Below are 18,816 nucleotides of genomic sequence, written 5' to 3'. Positions count from 1 at the left end.
TCATCCTGACTCTTAACCTAAGCTGGAGACGGTCTTCGGTTTCAGTGGAGAGCATAAAAGGCACCAGCATTCAAGAAGACTACGCCCTAGAGTCACAAGACTTGTACAGCGTGGTCTCTTTGTGCTGTCTGTCCGGGGGTCATAATAAGCAAGTTGTGTTTAATATATTAGCAAGATGACGAATGTATAGGGAGTGGATTCACTAATGAAGCATGGCGGGGTTGTATCCATGGATCAATGGGATCAGGAGCTTCAAGACGGAATGATCAATTTCATGAACTACTATTTGTCACATGGCCCGGTTGAGAAGGTTATAGAAGGAGCGGAGCTGGCAAAAGTATTCGCGGATACCCATATCTCGTTCGAGGCTGCGGCCCGTTACCGGCAGGAGCTTGGCGGGTTCTTCACCTCAGCTGTGCAGCTGAAGGGGCTGCCCGGCTTATCTATAGAGCTTCTGGAGCAGCTGGCTTACCTGGTGTGCCAGCTTGATCTGGGAAGACTGAGCGCCCTGCTCCCAGGAACCACAGAGAACAATAAAGTTGATGCCTATGTCAACGGCCCTGACTGCCTGCAGGTTCTGCTGGAGGAGATTAACCAGGCGGAGCGGTATATCCACCTGTCGGTGATGCTCTTCTTCAATGATCACGCTGGTAACAAGGTGGTTCAGGCCCTGCTGGACGCGCGGGCTAGAGGAGTTGTCGTAAGAGTTATGGTGGATTACGGCATTACTGCCGTAGGATATAACAGCAACCTGAAGTATGGTGACTTCGGCAGTCTGGCTGAGCAGCTGGAAGCCGCGGGCTGTCAGCTTATCAATACTTTTACAACCAGTTACAACAACGTGGATTGGGAGAGCAAGAGAAAGGAGCTTGCCGCCGCCGGGGTGCCGGAGCACGGTCTGTTCCTTCAGGATTATGTACAGGAGCAGGTAACAACGGGGCTGAACGTGATTAATCACCGCAAGTTCCTTGTGATCGACGGAGTTACGTCTATTGTGGGAAGCATTAATGTAGGGGATCAATATCTGTTCGAGACTCCGGTCGTGTCCGAAGGAGACCCGAAGACCCGGATTGAGGGCACCAAGCTTGGATATCCGGCCAAGGAGGATGAATGGCACGACGGCTGCTTTCGCATCCGGGGGGCCGCGGCTTATTCACTCAACCAGATCTTTGTATTCCAGTGGACGGTGCTGGGCGGGGATGTGTTCGATCCGGCGGATGATTTCTACTATCCGGAGATGGACCGCCGCTTTGGTGAGGAGCAGTGTACCCTGTTCGCCAGCTTTCCGGGGAACCCGGTGAATCTCATTCAGCAGTATTATCTGGACCTGCTTAAATATGCGGGCGATGAGACCATCATTGTGAACCCCTATTTGATTGACAATGCGTTCTGGGAGACACTGGAGAGTCTGGAGGAGGAGCAGGCCAGGCACATCATAATATGCAACCCGCTGAACGTGAACGATCATCCGACCAACAAGGCCGCGGTACAGAGCCATATGTACGCCCCTTTTCACAAAGGGGTATCCTACTATGACTACAGCAAGACAGGCCGCTTCTCCCACTGGAAAATCACGTATGATGCCAGAGCCCATTGTGTGTTCCACGGCTCTTATAATATAAATGAGCGAAGCGCATGCCACGATTTTGAACTGGGCATCCTTGTCAAGAGCGCATCCTTTGCCGACAAGGTCCGCGGGATCATTGGGTATGACCTCAGCGTGTCGGAGCAGGTGGCGGACGACAAGGCTTTCTTCAAGCACCCTTACCTGCATCCGAGCACCTACTTTAATAAGATTACGGAATATTTTACTTGAGACTATGTTGAAACCTTTCCGGCAGCCTTGACGTAGTACGTAATAGCAATATCTATAAAATTTAGCTTCCAAGAAAGAGGGATAAGCATCAACATGTTTAACAAGGAACAGGGTGGATGGCGCAAGCAGGTTGCTCCTTACGAGAAGCCTGAGCTGCGGCGTAGTACTCTGCAGATGATTAATACTTTCGTTCCCTTTTTTGTACTGTGGTATCTGGCCTATCTGAGCCTGTCCGTCTCTTATCTGATTACACTGCCTCTAGCCATTGTAGCCGGGGGATTTCTGGTTCGCACCTTCATCATCTTCCATGATTGCTGTCATCATTCCTTCTTCAAAAGCCGTACGGCTAATGAGGTCCTTGGCACGCTGACAGGAATTCTGACTCTGTGCCCTTACCAGCAGTGGCGTTACAGTCACTCGGTCCACCATGCCACCAATGGCAATCTCGACCGGCGGGGGATCGGCGATATTTGGACTCTGACGGAAGAGGAATATCTGTCCTTATCCCCGCTTCGCAGATTCTATTACCGGGTGTACCGCAACCCGCTGGTGATGTTCACCATCGGTCCCGTATATGTTTTTCTGATTATCTACCGCTTTAACCGCAAAGGCGCCAAGCCTAAGGAGCGCATGAATACCTATATCACCAATTTGGGAATTGCCGCAGCGGTTGGTCTGCTTGTGTGGGCTATTGGCTGGCAGGCCTTCCTTCTCGTCCAGCTGCCTATTTTCTTCGTCTCGGGTGTAGCCGGCATTTGGCTGTTCTATGTTCAGCATCAATTTGAAGACAGCTACTTCGAGCCTGAAGATGATTGGGACTATGTTCAAGCGGCGATGCATGGAAGCTCATTCTATAAGCTGCCAAGGCTGCTGCACTGGATCACCGGCAATATCGGCTTTCACCATATCCACCATCTGAGCTCAAGGGTGCCTAACTACTACCTGGAGAAGGTTCACAATCAGAACCCGCAGCTTCAGAAGGTGCAGACAATTACGCTGTTAACAAGCCTGAAGTCGCTCCGGTTCCGGATCTGGAGTGAACAGAAGAAGAAATTCATCGGGTTCCGGGATATGAAACGCAAGGCGGTGCATGACAAAATATCCTCGGTCGTAGAGAAGCATGAGCTTAAGCGGGCCCGGCAGGACACCCTGTAAAGACCGCTTTATAATCACTTGATAATTTGCTAAATTATGGATTATTCCAGTGGATGTATTATATAATCATTCCGAAGGAGTGATTCTTATTCTATTGATCCATATGAACAGGCGAACGTTCCAGTTGCTGGGTGATGATGAGCTTGGGCAAGCGTGCTTTGATCCACTGATTCGAAGGTACAAAGAGGTACAGACACTGGGAGATGACTTGAATTCCTTGTTCGGTCAGCTTACCCGGGGACAGCAGGCTTTATTTGTATTCCGGACGCATTACTTGCATGCGGTCGAATCTTTAACCGAGTTCTATTGGTGGAGTGCGTACTTCTTGGCGACCGAGAAGCGCTGGACCGCACTGAAGGCCAGCCTCAGGTACTTCGGAGAAGAGGAGCTTCTGGATATTCTGGAGTCTACGGAGAAGGTGCTTGTGGACACGGGACATCCAAGGAAGCTGGAAGAGTTCGATTTGTCGAGAGATCATCTGCACCAGCATCCGAAGCTGCTCGCGTCCATCGAACGTCTGGAGGAGAAATACCAGGATGCTGTGCCGGGGGCAGTAGGGCGGATTGCCGCCTATATCCGGAAGCACCCGGATGAGTTCATACATTGGGAAGAGGACACTCTTACGATTTAAATGAGAGCTGAAGTGGTCTTTCTCTGGGATATAACCGGAGAAGGGCCGCTTTTTTTGCGTATACCTCTGTGTAGAAAAGACAGTGGTTTCCTTTAACGCATCAGAGAAATTATGGTTGATTAATCCAATAAGTTATATCATAATAATGAAAGATTCATAGATAAAAAGACCTATATAACTAGGACATACATAAGTAGGAGGAACAAATTCAATGCATTGTACTAATTGTAATCACTACAATGAAGGCGGCAAATTCTGCGAGAGTTGCGGGGCTAAGCTTCCGGTAGAGGTCGCTGCAACGTCCGAGACTGCCGGTCAGTCTCCGGTACAGCCTGACTATACGCAGCAGCAGGAGCCTGTGTATCATACACCGCCTCAGCAGACAGGATATCCGGGTAGCGGACAGCCTTCGGCTCAACCGAATGTCTATTTACAGAATGCGAAGAAGGTATCGAGAAGCTACTTCAACTATTTCGGGGGAATTCTTAAGAGACCTTTCTCTGCCTCTCACAGTATTGGCGGGGATCAGCTGGTAAATGGAATTATTACGATGGTGCTGCTTAGTCTGATTGCCCCTTTAATGGTCTATTTCACTCTTGGCGCCAGAGCGAGGAACTATCTCACGGAGAGTCCGTTTCTTGATATTGTAGTTAAGCCGGCACTTTCGCTGGTTATTCTTATCCTACTTATAGCTACTTTCTGTTACTGCGCCGTCAGACTTGCCAAGGTGCATGCGGGTTATCGTGATGTGATCGCAAGGTTCGGCGCCATGCTGGTTCCTTTCCTGGGCCTCATGGGCATCGCTTTTGTATTGTCCATTCTGCAGATTGAGATTTTCGGCATTTTCCTGGTTGGAGCATTCCTTGGACTTGTGTTCATTGCGCCGCCGCTTGTGATCACCAGCTGGGTCAAGCAAGACGCCAGAGGTCTGGATGCCGTCTATGGTGTTCTGCTTACCTATATTGCCACGTTCATTACGCTGGATATCATCGGCAAAGCGATTGTGAATATTCTTGATGATATTGTTCCAGGCAGCATGTTCTTCTAAGGCAATCTTAATTCGTTATTGAAGGTGAATGAAGCTGTAGACTTGTTAAGCTCATTTCGTATCAACAATAAATAATCAGATCACCTCCATCACTCCAGTAATCGGGGTCGTGGAGGTGTTTTTAGTGGGGGAGTACAGCAATGGCTTTTTGCAAAGAATGTGGATCAACGCTTCAAGAGAATGCAGCTTTCTGTAAGGAATGTGGTACCCGGGCGGGTGAGTTGCGGGAGGATTCGGCTTCAGCCCAGCTCCAGCGCAGTACGATGCCGGCAAGCGAGCCGACTCCGTCCAAGCCGATGACGAAGAGAACGAAATGGACTCTGATCTCGGCGGCAGCACTTATCATTGTGCTGATTGCCGGCTACAAGACGGGGGAGTATCTCCTCTCCAAAGAGAGACTGGTCAGCCGCCTCGAATTAGCCCTTCAAGCGAAAGACGGCAAGAAGGCAGCATCGCTTCTAACCTCAAATGACAAGCAGCTGGTGATTAACGAGACTTCAGTCAAGAGCCTGATGGCTTACTTGGCGAAGCACCCGGACGAGCAAAGCCGTCTGATTCAGGAACTCAAAGCCCAGGCGAAGCAGCCAGACGAGGCCTATTCCTCCGGTGCCATCAGCCTTGAGAAGGAAGGCAGGAAGCTGCTGATCTATAACAATTATGAGCTGAATGTAAATCCGGTATATCTGAAGCTTGGCACGAACTACAAAGACGTGAGTCTTCTGGTAGACAGTAAGGAAGTTGCCAAGTCGGACAAGGAGTACTATGAGAAGACAGTAGGTCCATATGTTCCGGGAACATATAAGCTGGAGGCCAGACTTAAGACGGATTTCGTGGATCTGGTGAAGTCAGAGGAGGTGGATCTGTTCGGCTCCGGCAGCGAGTATTCGGAGAATCTTGAGCTTCAGGGAGAGGATGTCACGATCTCTACAGGCCTCGGGGCGGAGTCCGGCTTGAAAGGCAGTCTGATCATTAATGGCAAGGATGTGGGTCTGGATCCATTCGAACAATCTTCATTCGGACCGGTGATGACAGACGGCTCGGTGAAGCTTGCTATCGAGGGGGAGTACCCATGGGGCAAGATGAGAACGGAAGAAGTCACCATTGATGGACGTTATGTAGAGGTCAACCTGGCGGCGAACAGTGAATTTGAGAGCGGCCTTATGAAGGTGATTACCAAGCATTCAGGGGAGAAGCTCAAGGCTTCCACAACCGGGGATGCTGCGGCATTTACCCAAGCTACACAGAGCTATACAGAGAATGAACTCTCGACCATTCAGTACAACATAGTATCCGGCAATTATTATAAAGGCAAGTATCTGGGAACCCGGTTTGATATGAACTCATTCAGCCTGTCTCGCGACAATGGGAAATGGTATGCATCGGTACTCGCCCAAGGTATGTATAACGAAGATACCTTCTACGAAGGGGAGGTTCCGGTTCCGGTGGAGGCTACCCGTGATGAGCGGTTCGTTCTGACTTATGATACGTCCAAGAAGGCCTGGCTGGTGGACTCCGAGGTACAGACCTACAGCTTCAGTGATGAGAATGTAAAGGAGATCAAGGAGAAAGCTCCGCAGATGTATACCAGCGGCTCAGCGGTATCCTCGGTGAACGCTCCTGAACAAGCGGATTCCTCAGCCATTGAGTCCTTCATGAGTGATTATTTGACTACCGCTGTCTATGCGATTAACGACCGCAATTTCTCTGTAGTTGCTGCTTACATAGACCCCGCAGGTCCTGCCTATAGAGAGTCTTCAAGCTATATCGACCATCTGAACGAGAAGGGCATTACAGAAGATCTGCTCGCTCAGACCGTAACCAGCTTCAAGGCCAGTGCGGACAGCAAAAGTTATGAGGTAACGACAGCGGAGGAATACAATATTAACTACAGTGACGGTAAGAGCAAGTATAAGAAGTTCAAATCGGTGTATAAGCTGGTCGTCATAGACGGCTCCTTGAAGCTGCATAAATTAATCAGCACCAAAGAGCAATAAGCGGCGCTGCACCTGCATGAGCATGGACTGAGGCTCCTGCCTGTAAGCTAGCGACAGGCAGGGGCTTATTGATGTCATTATAGGTTAGGCGGATGGTCCTTCATTTGCGGCCTAAGAGTCATTCCTTTCTTTAACATTGATTTTGGTATGCTTATATGGGATAACAAGCATAGATGTGAGTACGCATGTTTATGTTATGTAGTATCACTTTGTATACTGTAAGAGAGGATGATTCGTATGAGAAGCCGTAAGACTGGTTATGGGGAGACCTGTCCTAACAAGGAGGGCTGTCCTGTTGAATATACACTGGATGTAATTGGCGGCAAATGGAAGGGCGTGCTGCTGTATCATTTGATTGACGGGACCAAGCGGTTCAATGAATTCCGCAAAATATGTCCGGATATCACGCAGCGTATGCTGACCCTGCAGCTCAGAGAGCTTGAACATGACGGCATTGTTCACCGCGAGGTCTACCATCAGGTGCCTCCCAAGGTGGAGTATTCGCTTACCGATTTCGGACGCACACTGGAGCCCATTATTTTGAGTATGAAGCAGTGGGGCGAGACTTATAGGACGAAGACGTCAAGCGAAGAGGAGCCGCAAGCTAGTGTGTAGCGGGCAGAAGGGTCGTCTGTAACAGAGCGAGCCAGGGTGCAGTATGGCTGGATAGTCTGTAGCGGGCTGAAGTCTGGCCTGTAACAAAGGTTAAGCCTTGTTAGCCGCAGGAGTGTTAGCTAGTCCGTAACGGGAATGTGTAGTCTGCGGCGCGGTTAGGCAAGTCACTTACAGAGCTGATTATTAGGCAGCAGGCAAATCATCGATACAGACAGATAGGGCAGCATGGCGCCGAGAATAGCTGTGCCAAGCCAGCAGTTACCGCAAATAAGGGGTGTCCCGGTTCCAGGAACCTTATAGGGACACCCCTCATGGATTACACTTCTTTCAACTGCATCGCTTCTGCAACAAGCTCGAAGGATCTGAGCCGGGCTGTATGCTCGTATACTTGAGCAGCCACAATGAGCTCATTCGCTCCAGTCTCCTGAATAATGCGGTCCAGACGGGTACGGATGGTCTCTCTTGTACCTACTACGGTATAGCGGAGCTTGTCCTGGATGATCGCCTTCTCATGGGAGCTCCACAGCTGTTCCATGTCTTCTACCGGCGGATTCAGCGGGCCGGTGCGGCCGCGGATCAGATTAAGGAACTGCTGCTGCTGTGATGTAGCCAGGAAGTGGGCTTCCCGCTCCGTGTCGGCGGCTATCGCATTCAGACCCACCATGACATAGGGCTCACTTAGATGCTCTGATGGCTGGAAGTTCCTGCGGTAGAGATCCAGGGCAGGCAGCAGATAATCCGGGGCGAAGTGGCTGGCAAAAGCAAACGGCAGACCGAGCTGTCCCGCAAGCTGTGCGCTGAATCCGCTGGAGCCAAGAAGCCAGATCGGAATATTCATTCCTTCGCCGGGTATGGCCCGAACGAGGCCCGTGCCTGAGCCCAAGGCTGGGTTGAAGTAAGCCCGCAGCTCGGCCAGACGTTCCGGGAAGTCCTGGCCATCGCTCGCGGCGCCGCGCCGCAGGGCGCGGGAAGCCGGCTGGTCGGACCCTGGCGCTCTCCCCAGGCCAAGATCAATCCGGCCGGGATACAGCGACTCGAGTGTGCCGAATTGCTCGGCAATCACGAGCGGCGCATGGTTCGGCAGCATAATGCCGCCTGATCCGACACGAATCGTCTTCGTGCCAGCCGCAACATGGCTGATGACCAAGGATGTGGCAGAGCTGGCTATACCCGGCATATTGTGATGTTCAGCGAGCCAGTAGCGGTGGTAGCCCCACTTCTCGGCATGCTGCGCAAGATCTAATGAATGACGGAATGAATCCGCTGGCGTTCCCGTAGCCGTAATGGGGGCCAGATCCAGTATGGATAAGCGGACGCTATCCTGGGGTGAAGAAGAGTCTTGTTGTTCTATAGGCATATATAGCTCCTCCTTATCTGTAACGAGCCTTGACATTTGCGGTGGCTGAGCCCCGGCTCCTCTTATATTATAACCATATCGGCCGCTGCGGCCCACTTTAAGCCGCGTGGCTCAGGTATAACCTCCGCAGTATTGAAATATTGAGGACCAATGAATGGAACGAATATACATAACTTGACTCCCTTTGCTATAATTAGCCGAGAAGTGCCAGATTATAATTAGAAGATGGTGAATAAGCAGGCATGAAGTTTAATCTGGACATGACAACCGTATTTATCTCTATTGTAATTGGTAATTTATTTACTGTGATCCTGGTCAGCGCATACCGTCATAAGCATATGAAGGATATCGCGGTGAACTGGTTCTTTGTCTCCCGATGCCTGCAGTCCCTTGCCTGGGGCACGCTGATCTTCCGGAATTTTCTCCCGGGTGGCGTGTCGATTCCGCTGATGAATTCCATTTTGTTTGTGGGCTCCGCCTTCGAGGCGATTGCCCTGCTCCTGGTTCAGGGCGCATTCAGCAGGAGAGTGAAGAAATTCTATTTCTGGTTGACGCTCCTGTATATTGTGGGATTTACGGGAATTTACTACTTCTATAATCATGAGAATGTCCGCATAGTGTATGCTTCGCTCTGCACATCGGCGCTGATTGTATATCCCGCCTATGGAATGATTACGAAGCGTTCAGCCTCCACGCTGATGAGAATGATGGGCTGGTTCTATGGAGTTGTAGCCCTGTCGCTGGTGGGTAGGGCGGTGATGACGATAGACAGGTTCGGGATGATGAGCCTGTTCTATCCGGGCATCTACCAGAATCTTCAGTTCATCTCTCTATATTTCATTATGATTCTCGGTAATACGGGATTCATTCTGCTCTCCAAGGAGCGGGCGGATGATAGTCTGATCCGTCTTGCAAGCTACGATGATCTCACCGAGGTGCTTAACCGGAGAACGTTCATCCAGCAGGCGGAGGCCGAAATTAAGCAGTTAGCCGGTAAAAGTGAGCCTGTATCCTTCATATTGTTCGACATCGATGAGTACAAGACCATTAATGATACCTATGGGCATGACGTGGGAGACCAGGTGCTGAAGTACATGAGCAAGCTTGTACAGGACAACCTGGGAACCAGGGGCTTCCTTGGACGCTACGGCGGTGATGAGTTCGCCATTCTTCTCCCGGGTCACCAAGGGATTGAAGCTGAGAAGATAGCCGAGCAGCTGCGTACAAGTATCAGCCGATCCCGCTTAACAGGCTTTTCGCTGAAATTCACAGTAAGTATGGGGCTTGTAACGGTTCGGGCCACTGCGGATACACGGGTTAACCGGTTGTATCTGCTTAGTGATCAGGCTCTATATGAGGCCAAGCGGGGCGGACGCAACCGGATCGTTTGCAGCAAATCAAGCTAGGAGCTGTAGTCTCCTGGCTTTTTTCTTGTATTTAGAGTTGATTGAAGTCCTTGATTGATTTTTGGGAATTGAGGTTACATTAGTAAATGCGGAGATTAACTATTAAGTATACTTATTATACTTAGTTACAAATATGTACGTACTTGTATCAGGGTATGTAATGATGAATAATAAACGTAACTATTAGAATGAATGTGTAACATAATCCTATACTGGATTGTGTGTTACTCAATCTTTATTAGATAAAGGAGACAGCCAATGACAACTTCACTATTTACCCCGTATAGCATCAAGGATCTGCAGCTTAAGAACCGGATTGTAATGGCGCCGATGTGCCAGTACTCTGTGACGGCTAAGGACGGGATTCCGAATGATTGGCATTATGTCCACTATGTAACCCGGGCTGTGGGAGGGACGGGCCTGATCATTATTGAAATGACGGATGTGGAGCCGGATGGCCGAATCACAGATTATGATCTCGGCATCTGGTCGGATGAACACATTCCGGCATTTGCCCGCATCGTTCAAGGTATTCACGACAATGGCGCCAAAGTGGGAATCCAGATTGCCCATGCGGGCCGCAAGGCGGAGGATGCAGCGGAGCCCGTGGCTCCTTCAGCCATCAAGTTCCCGGGAGATGAGTACACAATGCCTCGCGCACTGACAACGAGCGAGGTACAGGAACGTGTACAGCTATTCGCAGATGCGGCACGCCGCGCGGTGAAGGCCGGGGTGGACACGATTGAGCTGCATGGTGCGCATGGATATCTGATCCACCAATTTCAATCGCCCCTTACGAACAAGCGGGAGGATATCTATGGTCAGGAACTTTCAAGATTCGGAGTCGAGGTCATTCAGGCTGTCAAGAAAGAGATGCCTGCCGGGATGCCTCTGATCTTCAGAATCTCTGCGGTGGAGTATGCCGATGGAGGTTATGACATTGACCATGCGATTGAGCTGTCAAAGGCCTATACGGCGGCGGGAGTAGACCTTATCCATGTGAGTTCAGGTGGAGAGGGCCCTGCCGGAGCAAGGAAGCCGGGCAATTACCCAGGATACCAGGTCGCGTTCGCACGGCAGATCCGGGATGCGCTGAAGGTGCCGGTTATTGCGGTAGGGATGCTTGAAGATCCTGCACTGGCTGAATATGTGGTGGGCAACGAGGATGCGGATCTCATAGCCATTGCGAGAGGCTTGCTCCGTGATCCTTATTGGGCGACCCACGCAGCCGTAGCGAAGCAGCGGGGCGATCACGACCGTCATATTCCTGAGCCGTACACACGCGCGTACTAAGCTCAGTTATCTATATATAAGGACCCTCTGTGCCAGAACGGGCATAGAGGGTCCTTGTGTATACCGGAGGATATAGATCTCAGGCGGGCGAGCCCTGTTGATCCCTTTTGTGGTAGAATCCCTCTAGATAAGTTGAACGATCATTTCTATGAAGGGGGGATGGGAGTGAACAGAACAGATCGCCTGTTAGCCATTGTGCTTACACTTCAGTCCAGAAAAAGCCTGCGGGCAGAAGATCTGGCCGCTGAATTTGAGACGAGCGTCCGGACGATCTACCGGGATATGCAGGCGCTTAGTGAGGCAGGAGTGCCCGTAGTCGGCGCGCCGGGCACGGGCTATTCGCTGATGGAGGGGTATTTCCTGCCTCCAGTGAGCTTCACGTCCGAGGAGGCGGTAGCTCTCCTCATCGGAACAGATTTCATAGGACGGTACTTCGATGATAGATATGGCAGTTGTGCTGAGACTTCACGAAGAAAGATTGAGGCTATTCTCCCGGAGAATATACGTACTGAAGCCGGGAAGGTAAGAGCAACGATTCGGCTGCTCTCGGAATCCCGGGAGGATGCGACCGGGGAATATGCGTCACTTGGGAAGCTCCGTCTCGCTGTTCTGCAGCAGCGGAAGGTTCGCCTCCGATATATCCGCATAGCTCCAGGAACCCACGGTGAACAGCGGAGCGACCGGATTGTCTTGCCTTACGGGCTGATGCTGGTTCAAGGCAAGTGGATGCTGCTTGGCTATTGTGAGCTCAGGCGTGAGATCCGGCACTTCAGAGTCTCCCGGATTACAGATCTGACCCTGCTGGACGAGAAGTTCCATCTGCCGGATGACTTTGATCTTCAGGCTTACTCGCCTCCCGATGACCGGAATCAGGTGGTTATCGTGCAGGCCAGCCTCGCGATTGCGGATCATCTCAAGGATACCGGCAATTTCTATCTGGACCGTATAGAGGAGCAGGAGGATCGGCTGCTCCTGACTCTGCGCGTACGAAAGCCGGAGGATGTCCTCTCCTGGATTATGAGTTATGGAGCGAACATGAACGTGTTGGAGCCGGCAGTGCTGAGAGAGCGTGTCCGCGAGGAAGCTAAGAAGATACTGGAACACTACTGACATAATGCTGTCAGGAGGGGTGGGTTATATTTAGATCAGGAAGATAACCGGGTTATGGAATCTTAGTCCGGGTGATCTTTTACATAGAAGGGAGCATGTAATTTATGAATATAAAGAAGACATCAGTCATCGTGCAGGATTTGAAGCAGCTAACAAGCCACTATCTGGAGAATGTTGAGCGTCTCAGTCTGCAGCAGCTTCAGCAGGTACCGTCAGAAGGCGGATGGTCACTGGGGCAGATGTATATGCACCTGATCGGGACCGCTCTGCATATGCAGCTGAAGAATGCGGAGCGTTGTCTATCGGGAAATGGGGACCCATTCGAGGAGCCAGCCAAAACGGAGGCAGGAACCAAGATCTTTGAACTCGGGGGCTTCCCGCCTGTCAGAGTCCAGGTCCCTCCTTCCCCTCAGTATACGCCTGCTCAGCCGGAGAGCAAGGAGCAGCTCGTCGCGGGCCTTCACCAGGCAGCGGCGAAGATGGAAGAGCTTGAGGCCCGGGTAAATGAATCTGCGGAGGAGCATAGAGCGGTGCATCCAAGGCTGGGGGCTCTGACCGCGCTGGAGTGGTTCGCTCTCACCGAGATGCATTATCGGCATCATCTGCTTCAGGAGGAGCGATTGCTGCAAGCGCTGGGTGCTTGAGCCCGAACTCGGAGGGCAGAAGTCTGGACGATAGCAGCAATAAGCCGCCGGTTATCCGGCGGCTTATTGCTGTTCGGGATTAACCCGGGCGGAGCTGGCATAACTAGCGGGGGATCAATCGAGCCGCGGCTGGTTATGGATGGACCTAGGCTTCCTTTTGCTCAAAGAGCTGTGCAATCTCAACGATCACCTTAACAGCCTGGATCATATTGTCAACCGAGACGAACTCGAACTTGCCATGATAATTCTCTCCGCCTGTGAATATATTCGGGGTAGGCAGACCCATATAGGACAGCTGGGAACCGTCGGTTCCGCCCCGGATCGGCTTGACATCCGGCTGGATGCCGAGATTCATCATAGCTTGATAGGCTATGTCGACCACCTCTTTGACAGGCTCGATTCTCTCTCTCATATTGTAGTACTGGTCGTTCATGTCCAGCAGAACGCCATCAATCCCATACGTCTGGCGGAATTCCTCCACCAGCATCTGAATCATCGCTTTGCGCTCCTCGAACTTCACGCGGTCAAAGTCGCGAATGATGTAGGACAAGGTTGTGGATTCCACGTCGCCATGTATGGACAGCAGGTGGTAAAAGCCTTCGTAGCCCTCCGTGAACTCGGGCGCTTCGCTGGCAGGCAGCCGGCGGTTGAACTCCATCGCGATTTTGGCAGAGTTGATCATCTTCCCTTTGGCGGTACCCGGGTGAATGTTGTTGCCTTTGAAGGTAACCTTGGCCGCCGCCGCATTAAAGCTCTCATACTCCAGCTCCCCCAGCGGGCCGCCATCCATGGTATAGGCATAGGTCGCGTTAAAGGCGCCGACATCGAAGCGGTGAGGGCCCCGTCCAATCTCTTCATCAGGGGTAAAAGCCACCCGGATCGTTCCATGCTTAATCTCCGGATGCTGAATCAGATATGCCATCGCGGTCATAATCTCCGCAATCCCGGCTTTGTCATCGGCTCCGAGCAGGGTAGTTCCATCCGTGGTAATCAGGGTATGTCCGATGTAATTGGACAGCTGGGGGTATTCCTTCGGAGAGAGGACCACATTCAGCTGATCGTTCAGGAGGATATCTCCGCCGTCATAATGGTCTCTGATCTGCGGATTCACGCCTGCTCCCGTGAAGTCAGTGGCGGTGTCCACATGAGCCAGGAACCCGATGACGGGTACCTTCTTCCCGGTGTTGGACGGAAGAGTGGCCATAACATAACCATTCTCATCTATAGTTACTTCGGCCATGCCGATGGATTTCAGCTCTTCAACCAGCATATGGGCGAGAGTCAGCTGTCCAGGCGTGGACGGGCAGGACTCATGGTCCTCATTTGATTGAGTATCTACTTTCACATAGGAGGTGAACCGTTCAATAATCTCGTCTTTCATCTGCTTCATTCCCTTCATCTCCAGTCACAAGTTTGGGGTCATACTTACTCTTTAGGATAGTCAAGGCCATTTAAGTTATCAACCCGGGGCATCTGTTGAGGTGGTTTTTGTCCTGGAAATGGGCTACCATTCCAATTAGGCATCTTTTATTCTAATACAGAAACCGGGTGAATCCTATGACTCCATTTACGGCCCGGGTTGTCCGGGTCATTCAAGCCATCCCAGAAGGTAAAGTGATGACGTATGGCCAAATTGCAGCCTGTGCGGGTTCGCCGCGGGCGGCCAGACAGGTGGTGCGTCTTCTGCATTCCATGAGCGGTCCCCATCAGCTGCCCTGGCACAGGGTGGTCAACAAACAGGGAGAGATCGCTCTGAAAGAGGACGAATCGAAGTCGCTTCAGATGCTGCTGCTTGAGAGTGAGGGAGTGGAGCTGCTGCCAGGCAATCGGGTAGATCTGGCCGTATACCAATGGGATATGGAGCAGGCATGTGAAGAAGGGTAGTGTTATGATTCTGCGGTTAAAAGAGCGGGAAGAGGGGAATTTGGCAATCCGGAACTGCGAACCTGTACCATCTGGAGATAGCACACCGGACACAGAAACCCGACACAGTACATAGAAGACCGAACTCCGAACGCAGAACCCAGAACCCAGAACCCAGAACCCAGAGCCCAGAGCCCAGAGCCCAGAGCCCCGAAGCCCCGAAGACCGAACCTTAAAGCATTTAACGTAGTAATGTCGTGGATGGTGCGGCATGTTGAGTGGAGTCCTCAGAGGACTCTGAGAACTTACGGATACAGCAAGAATCCCCAGCCCGCTCCGGACTGGGGATTCTTGCTTGCTTAGCCGCCGGCCTTGCAAAAGAACAAGATTCTAGCTGTACCGCTGACCATACACGCTGCTTGCCACAATGGCCGGCAGTTCAGCCTTCTGGGCCTCATACTGCTCATGAGTCAAGCTGCCAGCCGCAAGCCGCTCATTCAGCTGCTGTGTCAGCTCGGCCAGCTGCAGATCAATAACCTGCTGAACATCACCTTGGTTGGCGCTGGCAATCTGTGCGAGCGATTGGCCGCTGTATACGGCCTGATACAGCTCCTCGTCAGATGAGGTGCCGAGCGCCGTATGCAGCGGGTCTCCCGCCGTCAGAACAGCCAGGCTCGGGGCTTGATGCTCACTCTTCTTGAGTCCCGGCTTCATCTTATCCACGTTGACGCTAATCAGCTTAACAAGCGGACTGGCATATATTCTTTCACTATGCAGGCCCGTGCTTATCGTGACGACTACAGCAATGGTTCCACTAATAATAATTCGTTTCGGATGCATCTAGGTATAACCTCTTTTCGGGGTTGGTTGTATGTACAGGCAGGATCGCTGGCTTAGGTACGACAATTCACTCTTGGTGTATATTACGGATGACCCGGGTAAAAGTTACACGCTTTCACATTTCCCATCCAGGCCGAACTGGGCTAGTAGTCATTCTACGCGCCCAACCTTAGTTTTAGCTGAAAGGCGTCGTACATTCCGCATTGCATAGATAGTCAGGCCGTTCTCCTCTGCTCAGCTGAAGCAAGCCAGCTGCCAATGTCCCGGCCCCGATTATTTACCACAGACCCAGCTGCTTGAATCGCAGTTCATTCAGCGGATATCGATGCAGCCGGTGTATGAGAATTCTTCGCCCGATATCTCCGGTCCAGTGAGGGAAGCACGAACCAGTAATAGGAGCTGACAGCAAGAATACAGAAGCCCAGCAGGATGTAGAGCATTTCAATGGATACATATTTAGGAAAAGCAATCGCAAGCAGCCCCAGGGAGACGGATTGGCCCAGCATCATCAGAGGATCAATCCAGGCACTGACGCGGCCCATGCTGCCCGGGTCCACCAGCTCCGGCAGCCACCCGCCGAAGACCACGTTGACCGGGGCGAGAATCACTCCAACGACAAGAACAAGTGCGAGATAGACCCATACCTCATTTATGAATCCAAGCAGAAGAGTAAATAGCGCAGACAGCATAAGACCCGCAATCAGGACGGATACTTTGGAGAACTTCTTGATCAATGTAGGTCCCGCGGCGCTGCCGATCAGGTAGCCGATTCCCAGGCATACGGTAATGAGGGCTGAATAGGTCTGATAATGCTCCGGGCTAAGCTTATATTTCATCGTGAAAATAGGCAGGACCGCGAACACCCCGTTGATCAGGCCAAATACGAGAAAGCCGGAGATGATAGCCATCAGCAGCCGGTTGCCGCGGATATACGTCAGGCCCTGCCAGAACTCCCGCGCTATGCTGCGGATATGCAGATCGCCAAGCTTCGCCGGGCCGTTCGGGAGGCGAACCTCGGGTTCGAACCTGCATCTGGCGATCAGCAGCCCGGAGACCAGGAAGCTGACGCCATCAATAATGATGGCAGCCTCAATGCCGAGATAAGTGTAGAATATCGATCCGAGGCCGGTTCCGAAGAGCATGAAGATCCCCATGACCGATTGATTCAGACCCGCAGCCTGAACATATTGATCCTCCCTCATAATGCCTTGAAGCAGACTTGTCTCGGCAGGCACGAAGAATTTGGATACCGCGCTGCGCAGGAACAGAATGCAGAAGGCCGCAGTGATCCACTCCTGGTGAACAGCCACGAGGAGCAGAATCGTAAGCCCGGCCCGGATCCAATCGCTGTTCATGGCGATCCGCTTGCGGTCCAGCTTGTCAGCCAGTACCCCCACGAACAGGAAGACGGCCAGGGTGGGGAGCGAGTACATCAGCTCGGCAATCGTGGCGTAGACTGGCTGGGTGCTGAAGTGATCCAGCAGGTAGAAGACAAAGGCCATATTTCCGACCACCGTACCCAGCTGCGAGGTGAAATTGGCGAGGAACATTTTGGTGAACGTTAAATTTTTGAACAACTGCATATGAACAGGCTCCTTTATTAACGAAATGTAATTCCACTAATCCGATAGTTCGTTAACGCCCAGCAGCAGCTTGAAGTAGGGAATCAGGGCATCAATCTGTGCGGAGGCTTCCGCTTGTTCTGTTCCCACAGCCATGGCCAGACTCATGATGCCTTCCATATTCGAAGTCATGATCTTGCCGATGAGTTCAGTTGGCAGAGTGGGGTGAAATTCACCTGCGGCGGTCCCCGCCTCGATAAGACGACGGATGTTGCCAAGCGTCCTCTCATAGTGACGGGTCAGGCGTACTCGTCTGTCCTGATCACGGTAACCTGAGATGAAATATTCATAGTAGGCAGAAGCCAGGCTGTTCTCTAAGGTGCACATGGCTTTCTTCTGTTCGCCCAGCAGGGTCTCAAGGGCTGCCCAGATGCTTGGAGAGGTGGTCATCAATACACTAAATATAGTCTCGGTCTCCTGTTCATATTTCGCAATCAGGGCTTCAAAGATCTCTTCCTTGGTCTGAAAATACAGGTAAATCCAGCCGCGGCTCATCTCCGCTTCCTCCACGATATCCTTCATCGTAGCCAGCTCATAACCTGTGCGTATGAAGACACGTTCTGCCGCTTCGAGAATCTGCTGCCTGCGCTGCTCTTTGACTTCGTCTGAAATTTTCGGGGACATATGATCACCTTTCTGGCTGAAAAAAATAGATGAACCGTGTGTCATTAATATAAATGACACACGGTTCATTTTGCAAGAGGGGATTTGGAATTTAATGGGGGAGCTGAGTCGGTTCAGGTTACTGAATGACTGGATTCTCACCTTAATTCTTGAAGTCCCTAACATAGTAATATGCAGCGGATACAGCGCCAACAAGGGCTGTAATAGATACACACAGGTAGATTAACTGTTTGTAGTACACGAGACCACTTGGAACCACAAAGATAAAAGCGATGAACAAGATCGCAAGCGTGATGAACATCTTATTCATTACATTAAGTCTGATTTGCATGCTGTATTCATCTTTTTTGCCAATCTTATTCAGGAAGTAAGTATATATACTTATACTTAGGATTCCAATGAAAGTAACGATTCCGATGAACAGATTGAAGTTGCTGCCGTTGCCTAACCACGTGTCCAGGTTATTAATCATTGTGAGGGCCCCCTTCTTTGTAGGCGAAGATTTCTTCAATACTCACTTCAAAAAAATTGGCAATGCGGTAAGCCAGCAGGAGGGAGGGAGAGTAGTTATTCTTTTCCATGACAAATATGGTCTGTTTGGATACACCGACCACCTTGGCAAGCTCACTTTGAGACATCTTTTTCAGCACTCTGAATTCATAAACCTTGTTCACAATTGAATCTGATGTGTTTTCCAATGTTTAACAACTCCTTCCGTTCTTAGTGTAACTTATACTTTTAAAAAAGTAAAGTAAAGTTATACTAACTTGTATAAAATTATTTCTGGAAATGAGGTTC

General features: G+C 51.1%; 18 protein-coding genes. 11 read left to right on the top strand and 7 right to left on the bottom strand.

Going from position 1 to position 18,816, the window contains the following annotated elements; translation table 11 throughout:
* Positions 1-205: 205 nt before the first annotated feature.
* From LDO05_RS17675 to LDO05_RS17650, 6 genes are all read left to right on the top strand, one after another.
* Entirely contained in the window at positions 206-1,816 is a 1,611-nt protein-coding gene (locus tag LDO05_RS17675; protein WP_251376620.1) for a phospholipase D-like domain-containing protein, read from the top strand.
* A 93-nt stretch (positions 1,817-1,909) separates the two neighbouring features.
* Entirely contained in the window at positions 1,910-2,971 is a 1,062-nt protein-coding gene (desA, locus tag LDO05_RS17670) for a Delta(5) desaturase DesA (RefSeq protein ID WP_251376619.1), read from the top strand.
* Positions 2,972-3,074: 103 nt separating this feature from the next.
* On the top strand, positions 3,075-3,602 hold the full coding sequence (locus LDO05_RS17665) for a hypothetical protein (RefSeq protein WP_251376618.1): 528 nt from the start codon (positions 3,075-3,077) through the stop codon (positions 3,600-3,602).
* A 211-nt stretch (positions 3,603-3,813) separates the two neighbouring features.
* The gene (locus LDO05_RS17660; protein WP_251376617.1) at positions 3,814-4,650 is read left to right on the top strand and encodes a zinc ribbon domain-containing protein; all 837 of its coding nucleotides are present in this window, start codon (positions 3,814-3,816) and stop codon (positions 4,648-4,650) included.
* A gap of 140 nt (positions 4,651-4,790) precedes the next feature.
* Entirely contained in the window at positions 4,791-6,644 is a 1,854-nt protein-coding gene (locus LDO05_RS17655; RefSeq protein WP_251376616.1) for a zinc ribbon domain-containing protein, read from the top strand.
* A 237-nt stretch (positions 6,645-6,881) separates the two neighbouring features.
* Positions 6,882-7,259 carry a winged helix-turn-helix transcriptional regulator gene (locus LDO05_RS17650; RefSeq protein ID WP_251376615.1) on the top strand — a complete coding sequence of 126 codons (378 nt, stop codon included), beginning with the start codon at positions 6,882-6,884 and terminating at the stop codon, positions 7,257-7,259.
* Positions 7,260-7,575: 316 nt separating this feature from the next.
* Here LDO05_RS17650 and LDO05_RS17645 read toward each other — a convergent pair whose 3' ends face one another.
* On the bottom strand, positions 7,576-8,616 hold the full coding sequence (locus tag LDO05_RS17645; RefSeq protein WP_251376614.1) for an LLM class flavin-dependent oxidoreductase: 1,041 nt from the start codon (positions 8,614-8,616) through the stop codon (positions 7,576-7,578).
* Positions 8,617-8,876: 260 nt separating this feature from the next.
* Here LDO05_RS17645 and LDO05_RS17640 point away from each other — a divergent pair, with 260 nt between their 5' ends.
* The 4 genes from LDO05_RS17640 (at position 8,877) to LDO05_RS17625 (ending at position 13,069) form a co-directional block, all read left to right on the top strand.
* Complete coding sequence (locus LDO05_RS17640) at positions 8,877-10,022, top strand: GGDEF domain-containing protein (RefSeq protein WP_251376613.1); 1,146 nt, start codon at positions 8,877-8,879, stop codon at positions 10,020-10,022.
* A gap of 258 nt (positions 10,023-10,280) precedes the next feature.
* Complete coding sequence (locus LDO05_RS17635) at positions 10,281-11,315, top strand: NADH:flavin oxidoreductase/NADH oxidase (protein WP_251376612.1); 1,035 nt, start codon at positions 10,281-10,283, stop codon at positions 11,313-11,315.
* Positions 11,316-11,480: 165 nt separating this feature from the next.
* Entirely contained in the window at positions 11,481-12,425 is a 945-nt protein-coding gene (locus LDO05_RS17630) for a helix-turn-helix transcriptional regulator (protein ID WP_251376611.1), read from the top strand.
* A 104-nt stretch (positions 12,426-12,529) separates the two neighbouring features.
* On the top strand, positions 12,530-13,069 hold the full coding sequence (locus LDO05_RS17625; protein ID WP_251376610.1) for a DinB family protein: 540 nt from the start codon (positions 12,530-12,532) through the stop codon (positions 13,067-13,069).
* A 145-nt stretch (positions 13,070-13,214) separates the two neighbouring features.
* Here the strand turns inward: LDO05_RS17625 and pepT are convergent, their stop codons facing one another.
* Positions 13,215-14,450: a peptidase T gene (gene pepT / locus LDO05_RS17620; protein WP_251378775.1), complete on the bottom strand. Its 1,236-nt coding sequence runs from the start codon at positions 14,448-14,450 to the stop codon at positions 13,215-13,217.
* Between the two features lie 176 nt (positions 14,451-14,626).
* Here pepT and LDO05_RS17615 point away from each other — a divergent pair, with 176 nt between their 5' ends.
* The gene (locus LDO05_RS17615; protein ID WP_251378774.1) at positions 14,627-14,953 is read left to right on the top strand and encodes an MGMT family protein; all 327 of its coding nucleotides are present in this window, start codon (positions 14,627-14,629) and stop codon (positions 14,951-14,953) included.
* A 369-nt stretch (positions 14,954-15,322) separates the two neighbouring features.
* Here the strand turns inward: LDO05_RS17615 and LDO05_RS17610 are convergent, their stop codons facing one another.
* From LDO05_RS17610 to LDO05_RS17590, 5 genes are all read right to left on the bottom strand, one after another.
* On the bottom strand, positions 15,323-15,772 hold the full coding sequence (locus tag LDO05_RS17610; RefSeq protein ID WP_251376609.1) for a hypothetical protein: 450 nt from the start codon (positions 15,770-15,772) through the stop codon (positions 15,323-15,325).
* 308 nt (positions 15,773-16,080) lie between these two features.
* Positions 16,081-17,355 carry an MFS transporter gene (locus tag LDO05_RS17605; RefSeq protein ID WP_251376608.1) on the bottom strand — a complete coding sequence of 425 codons (1,275 nt, stop codon included), beginning with the start codon at positions 17,353-17,355 and terminating at the stop codon, positions 16,081-16,083.
* Between the two features lie 36 nt (positions 17,356-17,391).
* On the bottom strand, positions 17,392-18,018 hold the full coding sequence (locus LDO05_RS17600; protein WP_251376607.1) for a TetR/AcrR family transcriptional regulator: 627 nt from the start codon (positions 18,016-18,018) through the stop codon (positions 17,392-17,394).
* 142 nt (positions 18,019-18,160) lie between these two features.
* Entirely contained in the window at positions 18,161-18,490 is a 330-nt protein-coding gene (locus LDO05_RS17595; RefSeq protein ID WP_251376606.1) for a hypothetical protein, read from the bottom strand.
* A complete protein-coding gene (locus LDO05_RS17590) occupies positions 18,483-18,716 on the bottom strand; it encodes a helix-turn-helix transcriptional regulator (protein ID WP_346657594.1) in 234 nt (77 codons plus the stop codon). Before LDO05_RS17590 ends, LDO05_RS17595 begins: the two co-directional genes overlap by 8 nt.
* Between the last annotated feature and the right edge of the window lie 100 nt (positions 18,717-18,816).

The organism is Paenibacillus sp. YPG26 (genome assembly GCF_023704175.1).
Classification (GTDB): domain Bacteria; phylum Bacillota; class Bacilli; order Paenibacillales; family Paenibacillaceae; genus Fontibacillus.
The sequence above is the reverse complement of the archived record's forward strand: the minus strand, read 5'-3'. Positions and strand labels throughout refer to the sequence as shown.

Bases quoted from the DNA above. Each gene is read 5' to 3' on its own strand.
- LDO05_RS17675 (WP_251376620.1), top strand. From the start codon at position 206: ATGAAGCATGGCGGGGTTGTATCCATGGATCAATGGGATCAGGAGCTT.
- desA (WP_251376619.1), top strand. From the start codon at position 1,910: ATGTTTAACAAGGAACAGGGTGGATGGCGCAAGCAGGTTGCTCCTTAC.
- LDO05_RS17665 (WP_251376618.1), top strand. From the start codon at position 3,075: ATGAACAGGCGAACGTTCCAGTTGCTGGGTGATGATGAGCTTGGGCAA.
- LDO05_RS17660 (WP_251376617.1), top strand. From the start codon at position 3,814: ATGCATTGTACTAATTGTAATCACTACAATGAAGGCGGCAAATTCTGC.
- LDO05_RS17655 (WP_251376616.1), top strand. From the start codon at position 4,791: ATGGCTTTTTGCAAAGAATGTGGATCAACGCTTCAAGAGAATGCAGCT.
- LDO05_RS17650 (WP_251376615.1), top strand. From the start codon at position 6,882: ATGAGAAGCCGTAAGACTGGTTATGGGGAGACCTGTCCTAACAAGGAG.
- LDO05_RS17645 (WP_251376614.1), bottom strand. From the start codon at position 8,616: ATGCCTATAGAACAACAAGACTCTTCTTCACCCCAGGATAGCGTCCGC.
- LDO05_RS17640 (WP_251376613.1), top strand. From the start codon at position 8,877: ATGACAACCGTATTTATCTCTATTGTAATTGGTAATTTATTTACTGTG.
- LDO05_RS17635 (WP_251376612.1), top strand. From the start codon at position 10,281: ATGACAACTTCACTATTTACCCCGTATAGCATCAAGGATCTGCAGCTT.
- LDO05_RS17625 (WP_251376610.1), top strand. From the start codon at position 12,530: ATGAATATAAAGAAGACATCAGTCATCGTGCAGGATTTGAAGCAGCTA.
- pepT (WP_251378775.1), bottom strand. From the start codon at position 14,450: ATGAAAGACGAGATTATTGAACGGTTCACCTCCTATGTGAAAGTAGAT.
- LDO05_RS17615 (WP_251378774.1), top strand. From the start codon at position 14,627: ATGACTCCATTTACGGCCCGGGTTGTCCGGGTCATTCAAGCCATCCCA.
- LDO05_RS17610 (WP_251376609.1), bottom strand. From the start codon at position 15,772: ATGCATCCGAAACGAATTATTATTAGTGGAACCATTGCTGTAGTCGTC.
- LDO05_RS17605 (WP_251376608.1), bottom strand. From the start codon at position 17,355: ATGCAGTTGTTCAAAAATTTAACGTTCACCAAAATGTTCCTCGCCAAT.
- LDO05_RS17600 (WP_251376607.1), bottom strand. From the start codon at position 18,018: ATGTCCCCGAAAATTTCAGACGAAGTCAAAGAGCAGCGCAGGCAGCAG.
- LDO05_RS17595 (WP_251376606.1), bottom strand. From the start codon at position 18,490: ATGATTAATAACCTGGACACGTGGTTAGGCAACGGCAGCAACTTCAAT.